Raw genomic sequence first — 11,522 nt, 5'->3', positions numbered from 1 at the left:
GGTGGCGTCCTGAGGACGCCACCGCCACACGAGAAGCCACCTCGACAGGCAGGAAGAGCGCTATGCAAGTCCCTCTTTACCAAGCCAAGGCAGAGTTCTTCCGTATGCTCGGACACCCAGCGCGCATCAGGATCCTCGAACTGCTGCAGCACGGCCCGGTTCCGGTGCGGGACTTGCTCGCCGATATCGAAATCGAACCTTCGAGTCTCTCGCAGCAGCTAGCGGTCCTGCGCCGTGCAGGCATCGTTGTGTCCATACGAGAGGGATCCACCGTCAAGTACGCACTCGCCGGCGGTGATGTAGCCGAACTCCTGCGCTCAGCCCGTCGCATCCTGACCGAGCTTCTGGCCGGACGGAACCAGCTGCTGGCGGAACTCCAGCAGACCGACATCGCCCCGCCACAGGCAACAGCGGAGGTCAGCACTCCAGCCAGGTCTGCACAAGGAGCGGTGTAAATCCGATCAAGGCAGCTGCACATGACGACAGAACGTGACAGCCCCCGCCCAACGTGCTCGCCGACACCGTGCAGTCGGGACCGTCGTCCGTGCTGAGGGATCCGGTGATGCCGTCGATGCTCGAACTGTTGGGACCCACCACGTTGCCGACTCCGACCACCCCATCACCTCCACGGACGCGTAGACCGGCGCGTGGCCGTACTCCAAGCGCAACGCACCGGACCTCGACCTGTACGCGATGAACTTCTACGCCGACGTGTGCAAGGTCCGCCAGGACTGGTTCGACGGGGCTACAGCAAAACGCACATCGTCACCGAGACCGGACCGGCCGGCGAGTCGGAGGTGCCCGATGACGCCAACGCTATCCCCGACGAGCCGACCGATGTGCAGGAATCGGACAGGTCCACTCGTGCGTGGAACTGCGTGAAAGGCCATCAGGGCGTGGCGCTGGGTGCCGCTCTGTTCCACTACGGCACCTAACACGACTTCGCGCACGGCCCTCAACCAGAACCACCGACTGCCTTGACCCGCGACCCGGCCCACCGGCCCGGCCGGCGGGGTTCTGGTCTGGGGGTTGGAACGCGAGGCGCGCAGCGAAGCCGTCGACCGCACGCCTCTCACCGACCGCTCACGCAGCGTCAGATATCTCCCCATCCCTCACGACCAGTCCAACGATCGGATGATCGGAAAGACACTGCCTCGGGCCTTTCTGATGGGTCTGGCGACGATTGGCCGCGGGTGTCCTGCCGTCGCGCGGAGCCCCATTCCCACATACTGCGCACCACCGGCTCCAGTGCCCGTGTGTAGCGGGCTCGTGGAGGCCAACCGGGGGTGCGGTGGCGCTCGATCACGCCCGCGCTGGTCAACTGGGCCAGCCGGTCGGAGAGGACCTTGTCCGAGAGGGCGGGCAGGGCGGCGGACAGCTCCGAGTACGTAGCCTGGGCACGGCGCAGGAATTCGCGGAGCACCAGGGGCGTCCATCGGCCGGCCAGCGTGGCGAGGGTGATGTCCACGGGGCAGTGCGGCTGGTGGCCTGGCCGAACAAGGTCGCTGTCGGGACAGTCCGCTTGCGGGCCGCGGTCAACCGGCCGTGCGTGTCCAACGGTTGGTGAGTCACGGCAGCCCTTCCTAACGTCTCGTGTGAACAGCTCGCCCGCTTCTCTCGGGGGTCCTCATGCGTATCCACCACCTGAACTGCGGTTCTCTCCGGCCGATTCTCCTGCTCGGCGAGGAACGCCTCACAGGCGCCGCGACCGGCCAACTGGCCACCGTGTGCCACTGCCTGCTCATTGAGACGGACTCGGACGGGCTGGTTCTGGTCGACACCGGCCTTGGTGCAGCTGACCGGCACGACCCCGAACGGTCACTGGGCGCGGACTGGGTGGCCTACGCCCAGCCCGCACGGTACCCGGAGGAGAGCGCGCTGCGGCAGATCATCCACCTCGGCTACGCACCGCAGGACGTGCGGCACATCGTGCTCACCCACCTGCACCGCGACCACACCGGAGGGCTGCCGGACCTCCCCCGCGCACGGGTGCACGTGCACCCGGCCGAGTACCGCGCTGTCACCGACCCCGCGGGCCCGCACCACCAGCACAGCCCCGACCGCTTCATGCCGGCGCACCGGGCGCACGGCCCGCTGCTGACGCCCGCCGTCGCGAACGAGGGCGCACAGTGGTTCGGCTTCCCGGGAGTGGCGCGTCTGCAGGGGCTGGCCTGCGAACTGCTGCTGGTGCCGCGGCCGGGCCACTCGGCGGGCCACTCGGGCGTCGCCGTGCGCGACGATGCCGAAAGGCGGCTCCTGCAGCGGGCGACGCGTGCATGTACCACGGCGAGATCGAGCAGACCCCGCCCCTGTCCCGCCCCGCCTTCGCCCCGATCCAAGACAGAGCCCAGACTGACACCGAGGCCCGCGTCGCCACCCGCGACCGGCTACATGCCCTCCGCTGCGACCACGGAGACCAGGTCACCGTCTTCAGCGCGCACGACCCCTGGGAACTCGCTCGTTCCACCCCGCTCACCGGCGCGTGATCCCACCCCGGCAGACCGTCAACGGAGCCACAGACGGATCGCGGCGAGGGTCACCGTGCCGTGGAAGACATACGCCCGCTTCTCGTACCGCGTGGCGACGGCCCGGAAGCCCTTGAGCGCCAGGAAAGTCCGCTCGACCTCGTTCCTGCGGGCATACCGATGACGGTCAAAGCCGGTCGGCCGAGGCCCACTGCTTCCGCGACGTCGACGGTTGGCCTGCTGGTTCTCAGGCTCAGGGATGGTGTGCTTGATCTGGCGCCGACGCAGGTGGCGCCGGTTCCTGCGGGAGGAGTACGCCCGGTCGCAACCCAGGTGGTCGGGCCGAGTGCGCGGGTAGCCGCTGCCGAGGCGGGGAACGCGGATGCGATTCAGGACCGGGGTCATCTGGGGCGCGTCGCCCCACTGCCCCGGGGTGATGAGCAGAGAGAGCGGGCGGCAGCGCCCTTCACCAGCCAAGTGGATCTTGGTTGTCGGGAAAGGCATCGACCACGGCGCCCGCCTCGGCATCGATGCCGAAGTCGTCCAACGCGTCGCAGTGCCCGGTCAACGCAACCGCCTCCGGGTGCAGCGGAACCGCCTCACCCGGGGCAACGTGCCGGCTGACGAGGTCTTGGTGCGGTCGTAGACGATCAGGGGCGCGTGAACGCCGCAACTCCTGTGCGCCGCACAGCGGTTCACGCGGCGATTCGGGCTCGTGGTCGATACGGTGTTGCACGGCGCGGGCGACGACCTGGCGCCGCTCCACTCAAGGAAGGGAACCCACGTGCGCCCCCCGATACTCCGGTCTGCCCTCGTCGCCGTCTGCGCCACGGCGGCCATCACCCTCGCCGGCGCCGCCCCGGCCACCGCGGTCCCGTCGACTCCGGCACGGGCTGCCAGCCTCGCCCCCGGCCTCGGGCCGGTGACCGAGCTGTTCGCCGAGCGGCTGTTGCTGGCCGACAAGGTGGCCGCCGCCAAGTACGGCACCGACAAGCCCATCGACGATCCGGTGCGCGAGCGGCAGATCCTGGACGACGTCGCCGCGAGGGCCGTCGGCCTCGGGCTCAACCCCGACGCCGTGACCGCGGTGTTCCGCGACCAGATCGAGGCCAACAAGTTGGTGCAGCGCGGCCTCTACGCCCGCTGGGACGCCCACCCGGAGGAGCGGCCGACCGAGCGGCCCGACCTCGTAAAGGAGGTGCGACCGGCGCTCGACCGAATCACCACGGCACTGCTGACCGCATTGCGGGAAACGGAGGGGCTGCGGGCGCGGCCTTCGTGCGGCCCGCGTTTGCGAATGGCGGCGGCATGGTCGGCCTACGGGCACCGGCTGGACACGCTGCACATGGAAGGGCTGGGGCGGGCCCTGCCATCGGTGTGCGAAGGCTGAGATGTGCTGCCGCGTCCTGACCCAGTCCTGAAACTCTCCCGCACGCCCGCCCTGGCCACCCGTTACGACAAACTCGCCCGCCACTACCAAGCCCTGGTCACCATCGCCTGCCTACGACTCTGGCTGCCCTGACTTTGCACGGTACCGCCAACTCCTCGGCCGGACCCACCAGATTACGCCGAGGGAATCAGCGGCCGCCTCCGCCGAGGCGAGAGCCTGTGCCGGCTCGACCGGGCGGCCTACCGACGCCGCAACGTCGTCGAGCGCTGCTTCAACAAGCTCAAGCACAACAAGCGTATCCACTTCACCGAGGCCGATCTACGTCGGATCACCGTCACCCCAGTCCCGACGTGCTGCCGCAAGAAGAGGGCGGCTTGCCCCTTCCTCGGCCTTGCACCACTGATTTCAACGGGCTTCGCATTGTGCGTCAGTCCTCTTCCGTCGCCGAACAATGACTCGATGGGATCTGCCGGCGCCGGAGTGACCCTGCGTACGTTGGCCGCTGGTCCGTGTCTCGGTGCCGAAGGAGATGAGACGGTGGCGGGTCGGCGCGAGGTGCCGGTGGATCCGGCCGCGGGGCCGGTGCAACGTTTCGCGCAGGAGCTGCGCAAGCTGAGGCAGGAGGCCGGGGGCCTCACCTACCGGGTCATGGCTCAGCACGTGGGGTATTCGGTCACCACCCTGTCTCAGGCGGCGGCGGGTCAGAAGGTGCCCTCTTGCGACGTGATGCTGGCCTACGTGCGCGCCTGCGGCGGGGACGAGGACGAGTGGCGGGAGCGCTGGCGGAAGGCGGCCGCACAGGCGGCGGCCGTACCCCGCGAGGGCTCCGCCCCGCCCCCCTATCGCGGCCTGGCCCGCTACGAGCCGGTGCATGCCGAGCTGTTCTTCGGCCGTGAACGACTGACCGCCCAGCTGCTGGACCTGGTCCGCGGCCGCCGTTTCACCGCCGTGTTCGGCCCGTCCGGCAGCGGCAAGTCGTCCCTCCTGCGTGCCGGACTGATTCCCCGGCTCCGCGAAGGTGTCGACCCGGCCCTCCGCCCGGCGGCGATCCGCGTCCTGACTCCGGGTGAGCACCCGGTGAATACCCACGCGCCCCGCCTGGTCCCGGTGCCGGACACGGACGCGGACACCTGGCTGATCGTGGACCAGTTCGAGGAGCTGTTCACCCTCTGCCGGGACGCGGCCGAACGCACCGACTTCCTCGACCGGCTGCTGGCCGCCCGCGCCCCCGGCAGCCGGCTGCGCGTGGTCGCCGCGGTCCGGGCGGACTTCTACGGCCACTGCCTCGAACATCGCGGTCTCACCGAGGCGCTGCGGGATGCCACTGTTCCGGTCGGACAGATGAGCCGTGAAGAACTGCGGGAGGCGATCGTCAGGCCGGCCGCTGCGACCGGGCGTCTCGTGGAGCGCTCGTTGACCGCCCGGCTGCTGGACGAGGTCGAGGGCGAGCCGGGCGCGCTGCCGATGTTGTCGCACGCGCTGCTGGAGACCTGGCGTCACTGCACCGGCCGCGCGCTGACCGAGACCGCCTACGAAGCCGCCGGCACCCTGCGCAGTGCGATCGCCAAGACAGCCGAAGACGTCTACCACCGCTTCACGGAGAGCGAGGCACACACAGCGCGCCGTCTCCTGCTGCGCTTGGTCACCCCTGGCGACGGCACCCCCGACACCCGCCGGCCCGCAGAACGCGCCGAGCTGCAAGCCACCAGCGGTCAGGAGGCCACCCGGGTTCTGCACGCCCTGTCCGCAGCGCGCCTGCTCGTCCTCGACGACGACTCCGTTGACCTGGCCCACGAGGCACTGCTGACAGCCTGGCCCCGGCTGCGCGGCTGGATCGAGACCGACCGTGAACGGCTCCGCGCGCACCGGAGACTGACCGAAGCCGCCCGCACATGGGACGAGCTCGGTCGTGACCCGGGGGCTCTGTACCGGGGCACCCTCCTTCTCACCGCGCAAGAACACTTCGTGGGCGGGTCCGCGCTGGACCTGACCGTTCTGGAACACGATTTCCTCGTCGCCTGCCTCACCGCACGCGAGCGGGAACAACACCTCGCGGCCCGCACCGCCCGGAAACTGCGCCGGTCCGCCGCCGCTCTGTCCATCCTGCTCGTCCTGTCCCTCATCGCCGGCCTGACCGCATTTCGCCAGAGCCAGTTCTGGAAGCGTGAGCAACTGCGGGCCGAGGCACGTCGTATCGCAGCGGTGGCCGACGGCATACGTTTCGAGGACCCGAAGAGAGCCATGCTGCTGAGCGTGGCCGCATGGCGGTTGGCGGATCTTCCCGAGACGCGATCGGCACTGCTCGCCGCGGCGTGGCAGAAGGAGGAGGACGCTTTCACGGTGTCCGGCGGTGATCCGGCCGCAGGTCAGTTCCTCGACCTGAACGGGCGGACCGTGGTCAGCGCCGGAAGGAACCAGGTGCGGCAATGGGATGTGTCGACGCATCGGCAACTGGCCTCCTACCCAGGCCTTGGACCATACGCTGACGACTATCCCGAGGTGAGCGCCGAGTCGGGCACTGCCGTGCTGAACAGCGACAGCGGCGTGCGACTGTGGAACCTGGCTGAGGGCAGGCCTACAGGTCGGCCGCCGGTCCGCGCGGCTGTGGGGCAGATGAGCCCCAGCGGGCGGACCGTCATCGTCTACGGTGCGGACCACAGCGCGCAGCTGAGGGAAATCGCCAGTGGCCGTCTGCTCCTGGAGCGGCGTGCCGGTGCCGCCGACGGCCCTGTCCGGGGCAAGGCGAGCCCTGATGATCGTTTGCTGGCCTTGTGCCGCGGCAGTTCCGCCCGGCTGGAGGTGTATGACACGAACAGTCGGCGGGAACTGACCGCTGCGCAGTTGTCGAAAGCCCGATCCGGATGCCGCGGCCTGCAGTTCTCCTTCAGCCAGGACAGCACGGCGCTGCTGACCCTGACCGCGGAGAAGATTCAGGTGTGGCAGGTGTCCTCGGGCAAGCTCCTCCATACCGTCGGGCACCCGGGGACCGTCGAAGCGGTCCTGAGCCCGGACGGGCAGTTCCTGGCGGCCATCGACACGGACGGGATCCTCGTCTGGCGGCTCACGGGCCCCGTCGGTCCGGTGTTCCGTCACTCCCTCGTCGATGAGACGGCCAGCTCACTGCGCTGGGCCCCCGGCGGCCGCACGCTCCGCTATCTCGCAGGCCTCCACGCATCTACGGTCAGAACTCTCCATCTCGGCCCTGTCGTGGACTTCGTCCGGTCCCGCCGACCGCACACGGGGGCGGCTTTCAGCAAAGACGGCAATGTTCTGGCCACTGTTCACTCCTCCCCCGACGGTGACACCGTCCTTTTCGGGTTCCGTGACCTGCGCAGCGGCCGCCTGCACCGCGCTGACATGCACTGTCCCGCCACCGCGGCGGGGCCGGACGCCGGTGGGCGCTGTCACGGCCTTGTCGCACTCACCCCGGACGGACGGACACACGTGTACGGCGTCAGCCGCGCGACCGGTACCCGTCAGCGGACAACCCTCGTCGTCGGGGGCGCTCAGAAGAGCAGGGAGCTGGACATCGCGGCCTCCGGCACGAGGACGAAGCCCGTCCGGGACATCGAGGTGAGTCCGGACGGGCGGCTTCTCTATCTCCCGCGCTCCCAAGACGACCGCATGGTGACCGACACCCAGTTCATCGCCGACGAACAGCGCCTTGAGATCTGGGACCTGCACCTTGGGAAAAGGGTCCGCGACCTCCCCGGCGCGGGAGGAGATCTCCTCGCGCTGCGACCGGACGGCAGGTTGCTCGTCACCTCTTCCGGGCAAGTGGTCGATCTCCCCTCCGGACGGATCACGCGCCGTGTGCTGAGTCAGGACACGATCCGGGCCTTGGCCTTCAGCGACGACGGGAAACACCTCGCGGTCGGTGACGCAGCCGGTCGGGTCACCGTCTGGGACAGCCGGGTAAGGCGTCGGACGTTCTTCGCCGCCATCAGGGGCGGTACCGCAGAGAGCACCACGGCGGTTTCGGCCCTGGCGTTCTCCCCCGACGGCCGCACGCTGGCAGCCGGGACCCGCGACACCATCCAGTTATGGGACACGGCTTCACCTCAGCAGTACGGCTTCTCGCTGCCCGGTACCGGTGACGCGCCCTTGTCCATGGCCTTCACCCCCAACGGAGGAAAGCTCAGCACAACAGGGAGCCTCACCCCCCTCTACACGTACGTGACAGACCCCCGCTGGGCAGCCGACCGGGCATGCCGACGCGCCGGACGGACCCTCTCGCGAGCCGAATGGAAAGCCACCCTTCCCCGCACCCCGTACAGGAGCGTGTGCCAGGAGCAGTGAGCCGGCCGCCTCACACTCGTAGACCGCGATCCTCATGCTGTGCGCAGGGTGGCGGTCGGCTGCCTGGAATGGCAGCGTCATGGGCGTAAGGCGTGTAGCTCTCGGCCTGTTTCGACCGAACGGTAGGCAGTGAGGCGTTGAGGCTGGCGGTGGGGCGGGGGGTCACTTCTGCCGTGCCGGCGTCACGTCCGCGGTCGGCTGATGGGACAGCAGACCGGCGATGGCCTGGACGGTGTCGCTCATGTGCTCGCGGCGGCCAGGGTGGCGGGTCAGAGCACGCCAGTTTTTCAAGTGGGCGATGCCGTGCTCGACTCGGATACGCCGTGAGGAATGCGCTTTGCGTTGCCGCTCGTGGATCTCCTCATGCCAATCAGGCCCGCTTTTCTTGAACTTGCGGTGCGGCGGTGTGACCACCCGGCCGCCGGTCTGTGCGCCCAGGCCCTGGTAGCCGGCATCGGCGAGGACCTCCACGGCGGGGCCGTCGGCCAGGAGCTTGACCAGTCCCAACTGGCGAGCGTGGGTGATGTCCGCGCAGCTTCCGGGCGTGGTCGGGCTGCAGAACAGCACGCGACCGTCCCCGTCCGTGATGACCGTGGTCTTGACGTGCGCAACCCGTCAGCCGCATCGTTCGCCTCACCATCAACGACGTCATCGACGACGAGACCACCGTCACCGTCCAGTTGGGAGACCCACCGTCCCCGCTGCCGGAGCCCGTCGCCGACTTGATGCGGGCCTACATCCGGTCCTGCCAGTACCTGCCCTACGCCAGCAGCAGAAGCTCACAATGGCTCTTCCCCGGCCGCCAGCCCGGACAGCCGATGTACGCGGTCAGCCTCCAGGTTCATCTGCGCGAGATCGGCGTCCCGCCGCAGCGCGGCAGGGCCTCCGCAATCCGGCACCTCGTCCTCCAAGCCCCGGCCCCCGTCATCGCGAAGGCACTCGGCTATCACGACAAGACCACTACCCGCCTGGTCACCGAGGCCGGCGGAACCTGGAGCCGATACGCCCCCGGCGATCACTGAGGAGTGTGTCGTCCCCGGTGGGGCCACGTGGTTGTCAGTCCTGCTCGATAGGGTCCGCATCGCAGCCAGCCGCGGAAGGACTCTCACATGACAACGTTTGACGAGCTCACCGCCTGGGCCGGCACAGGGAACGTCACAAGGGCAGACTCGGCAGTCGTGTCGGGTTGGCAGATCCCCGAGGATCAGAAGGAACTACTGGTTGATGTCGGGATCCCTATCGTCGATCAGTTGATCGAGTACGTATCGTTCCAGGTGGAGGCGGCTCCAGCACTCCAGACGTCAGATGGTAGGTCGCTCTACCGCCTCACCCAGGATCACCATGGCGACCTCGTGCCCGGCATGGAATGGTCGTTCGGCGTCGAACCCGGGACAGGCACGGTCCACTACGTCCTTCCCCAAGGCGAGGCATGGTTCGCCAACTCCTCCATCGACCTGTGGCTGCGGACCCTGCACCACTACGGCCTGCACGTCAGCGAGTCCGAGATCCTCAGCGATCCGGATGACCGCGAGGATGAAGCCCTGGCCGAGCTCAGCATGCTCGCTGACGAACTCAAGAAGATCGATCCGCCTGCCTTCGGCGGCTACAACGGATTCATCTGGGCCGAGTTCCTCGACCGCTGGCTCTGGTAGTTGCCCGCGGCCGCCACGATCCCCAAGCGATCACTCACCGTGTCCGGCGCGTCGAGCGGCTCGCGAAGACGCGACACCGCAACATGCGAGCCCACCAGTCCCGAGGCCGGGGAGCCCCGTGGGTTCACGGACACCGAGGTCTCTTCAGTGCGAACCCAAGGGTCCACCGCTGTGCTTCAGGTCAGTGGATCCGTGGGTTCGGGTGTAACAGGAGGATGCCGAGTGAGCCGAAGAGCTTCAGACAGAACGTCGGCGTCGACCTGTGCCGGTGTCCTGTCGCCGTACTCGAGGATGTCGTACTCGTCGTCCAGGTTGGCGAGTCGTTCGGCCAAGGGCAGGTCGTGCCCGAAGCGCTGGTGGATTCGGAAAGCCAACTCGCGTGGCGTCAACTCGTCGGCCAGCATTCGGGCGGCAAGTGCTCGTGCGGCGGCTTCCTGTCCGGCAAGGCTGCCTACCGGGTAGAAGGTGAGGCCCAGTTCGTCGAGTGCTGGGGGAAGGAGATCGGGGACGTCGTAATCCGCCTCCGCGCGTGTGCACGCGGCCAGCATCCGCAGGGCGGGACTGTCGAGGCCGGCGACGAGCGCCTTACAGGCGCTGGTGACGACATCGGTTGCACGGATCTCGCCCATGCTCCAGAGGGCGGCATGGTCCTGTAGGGCGAGTGCTGCTGCTTCGGTCGACATCACTCGTCCATGATTCCCTTCGTGGTGCGTCGCGGTCGAGCCGGTTTCATCGAAGGTGCTGTTCAGCGGCCTGTTCCAGCAGGGCGCGTGCGGAGTCCGCGTAGCGCATCGCGGTCTTCTCGTCGAGCCCGGACACCTCGGCGAGGTGGAGCGGGTCGGGCCCGTGGGTCAGGGCCTCTTCGAGTCGGCGGTCGACGCGGAGCCGTTCCAGCGTCGCGTCCTGCCCGCGCATCGCGGCGCTGATCCAGTGGTTGCTGGCGCGGCTGGTCTTCGTGGCGGTCTGGTTGTTGATCAGTAGGCGGAGGTTCGCGGTGTGCGGCCACCGGTTTCGCCGGTGCTCCAGCCAGTCCAGCAACAGCTTCAGGGTGAGGTCATCGAGCGGGCGAACACGTCCGGCGATGGTCAGCCGCCGGTTGCCGAGGTGGAGGTCGTCGAGCATGAGGTGGGCGATCTGGGCGACCCGGGCGGCGTGGATCGCTGCGAGGACGAGGATGAGCCGCGTCGCCGGGGTGGTGGCCGCCGCGACGGAGCGGTCGACCTGCTCGGGGACGAGCGGTTGCAGCACGGCGTACTCGTATTGCCCAACCTTGATCCGACTGGTGGGGTTGCGGAAGCTCAGCCCGTTCCGCTTGGCGCATGTGAACAGCGAGCGCAGGGTGACGAGTTGGTCCTGGCGCTGGTGGCCGTGCAGTGTCCTGATGTAGGTGAGGACGTCGTCGCGGGTCACCTCCCGCAGGTGGTCGTAAGGGTTCGAATTCCATCAGGGCCGGGCGGACTCGGTTGAGGTGGAGCCAGCCCGTGTCTTCCCGTCGCGGGAGGCTGCGGGGGCCGCCGTCGCGCAGGACGCGGGTCCAGCGCTCCGCCTCCGAGCGGATGCCGGGTGCGAGACCCTCCAGCCTCTCGGCGAGCCAGCGTTCGAAGGAGGGTTCGTTGTCGTCCACGGAGACCCCATCTCGTCCAGGACCGTGACAGTGTGGCCGACCGGCAGGTCCAGGGCCCGCACCGGGGCGAAAATCTCCGTGTGCCGGATGAC

The 11,522-nt window shown here is 68.6% G+C and carries 9 protein-coding genes and 7 pseudogenes; 10 read left to right on the top strand and 6 right to left on the bottom strand.

All coding sequences use genetic code 11. The features are described 5' to 3' along the window. Positions 1-62 precede the first annotated feature (62 nt). On the top strand, positions 63-455 hold the full coding sequence (locus tag ABZ923_RS31410) for a metalloregulator ArsR/SmtB family transcription factor (RefSeq protein ID WP_361478360.1): 393 nt from the start codon (positions 63-65) through the stop codon (positions 453-455). 148 nt (positions 456-603) lie between these two features. Then, positions 604-932: pseudogene (locus tag ABZ923_RS31405) on the top strand (coagulation factor 5/8 type domain protein); the annotation flags it as partial. A 161-nt stretch (positions 933-1,093) separates the two neighbouring features. On the opposite strand, the gene ABZ923_RS31400 reads toward ABZ923_RS31405, so the two are convergent. Next, the gene (locus tag ABZ923_RS31400) at positions 1,094-1,468 is read right to left on the bottom strand and encodes a helix-turn-helix domain-containing protein (RefSeq protein WP_361478351.1); all 375 of its coding nucleotides are present in this window, start codon (positions 1,466-1,468) and stop codon (positions 1,094-1,096) included. Positions 1,469-1,629: 161 nt separating this feature from the next. Here ABZ923_RS31400 and ABZ923_RS31395 point away from each other — a divergent pair. Both ABZ923_RS31395 and ABZ923_RS31390 read left to right on the top strand, forming a co-directional pair. After that, a pseudogene (locus ABZ923_RS31395) lies at positions 1,630-2,064 on the top strand (MBL fold metallo-hydrolase); the annotation flags it as partial. A gap of 212 nt (positions 2,065-2,276) precedes the next feature. Further along, positions 2,277-2,486: a hypothetical protein gene (locus tag ABZ923_RS31390; protein WP_361478366.1), complete on the top strand. Its 210-nt coding sequence runs from the start codon at positions 2,277-2,279 to the stop codon at positions 2,484-2,486. An 18-nt stretch (positions 2,487-2,504) separates the two neighbouring features. On the opposite strand, the pseudogene ABZ923_RS31385 reads toward ABZ923_RS31390, so the two are convergent. Beyond that, a pseudogene (locus ABZ923_RS31385) lies at positions 2,505-2,957 on the bottom strand (IS5 family transposase); the annotation flags it as partial. 79 nt (positions 2,958-3,036) lie between these two features. Next, a pseudogene (locus ABZ923_RS31380) lies at positions 3,037-3,122 on the bottom strand (integrase core domain protein); the annotation flags it as partial. A 127-nt stretch (positions 3,123-3,249) separates the two neighbouring features. Here ABZ923_RS31380 and ABZ923_RS31375 point away from each other — a divergent pair. From ABZ923_RS31375 to ABZ923_RS31360, 4 genes and pseudogenes are all read left to right on the top strand, one after another. Beyond that, the gene (locus ABZ923_RS31375) at positions 3,250-3,855 is read left to right on the top strand and encodes a chorismate mutase (RefSeq protein ID WP_361478357.1); all 606 of its coding nucleotides are present in this window, start codon (positions 3,250-3,252) and stop codon (positions 3,853-3,855) included. Positions 3,856-3,903: 48 nt separating this feature from the next. Beyond that, positions 3,904-3,987, top strand: a pseudogene (locus tag ABZ923_RS31370) (IS5/IS1182 family transposase); the annotation flags it as partial. 36 nt (positions 3,988-4,023) lie between these two features. After that, a pseudogene (locus ABZ923_RS31365) lies at positions 4,024-4,155 on the top strand (IS5/IS1182 family transposase); the annotation flags it as partial. A gap of 237 nt (positions 4,156-4,392) precedes the next feature. Further along, complete coding sequence (locus tag ABZ923_RS31360) at positions 4,393-8,154, top strand: helix-turn-helix domain-containing protein (protein WP_361478348.1); 3,762 nt, start codon at positions 4,393-4,395, stop codon at positions 8,152-8,154. Positions 8,155-8,316: 162 nt separating this feature from the next. Here ABZ923_RS31360 and ABZ923_RS31355 read toward each other — a convergent pair. Further along, positions 8,317-8,745, bottom strand: a pseudogene (locus tag ABZ923_RS31355) (transposase family protein); the annotation flags it as partial. A gap of 89 nt (positions 8,746-8,834) precedes the next feature. On the opposite strand from ABZ923_RS31355, the gene ABZ923_RS31350 reads away from it, so the two are divergent. Continuing rightward, a complete protein-coding gene (locus ABZ923_RS31350) occupies positions 8,835-9,176 on the top strand; it encodes a hypothetical protein (protein WP_361478345.1) in 342 nt (113 codons plus the stop codon). A gap of 87 nt (positions 9,177-9,263) precedes the next feature. Next, complete coding sequence (locus ABZ923_RS31345) at positions 9,264-9,806, top strand: SUKH-4 family immunity protein (protein WP_361478342.1); 543 nt, start codon at positions 9,264-9,266, stop codon at positions 9,804-9,806. Positions 9,807-9,982: 176 nt separating this feature from the next. On the opposite strand, the gene ABZ923_RS31340 is transcribed toward ABZ923_RS31345, so the two are convergent. Together ABZ923_RS31340 and ABZ923_RS31335 are read right to left on the bottom strand one after the other, a co-directional pair. Continuing rightward, a complete protein-coding gene (locus tag ABZ923_RS31340) occupies positions 9,983-10,489 on the bottom strand; it encodes a hypothetical protein (protein WP_361478339.1) in 507 nt (168 codons plus the stop codon). Positions 10,490-10,535: 46 nt separating this feature from the next. Continuing rightward, positions 10,536-11,216, bottom strand: a complete 681-nt coding sequence (locus ABZ923_RS31335) for a hypothetical protein (protein WP_361478337.1) — start codon at positions 11,214-11,216, stop codon at positions 10,536-10,538. Positions 11,217-11,522 lie beyond the last annotated feature (306 nt).

It is taken from the genome of Streptomyces sp. NPDC046881, from assembly GCF_040645015.1.
GTDB lineage: Bacteria > Actinomycetota > Actinomycetes > Streptomycetales > Streptomycetaceae > Streptomyces.
Note: the sequence above shows the minus strand (reverse complement) of the source record. Positions and strands in the feature narration are given on the sequence as shown.

Bases quoted from the DNA above. Each gene is read 5' to 3' on its own strand.
- ABZ923_RS31410 (WP_361478360.1), top strand. From the start codon at position 63: ATGCAAGTCCCTCTTTACCAAGCCAAGGCAGAGTTCTTCCGTATGCTC.
- ABZ923_RS31390 (WP_361478366.1), top strand. From the start codon at position 2,277: ATGTACCACGGCGAGATCGAGCAGACCCCGCCCCTGTCCCGCCCCGCC.
- ABZ923_RS31345 (WP_361478342.1), top strand. From the start codon at position 9,264: ATGACAACGTTTGACGAGCTCACCGCCTGGGCCGGCACAGGGAACGTC.
- ABZ923_RS31340 (WP_361478339.1), bottom strand. From the start codon at position 10,489: ATGTCGACCGAAGCAGCAGCACTCGCCCTACAGGACCATGCCGCCCTC.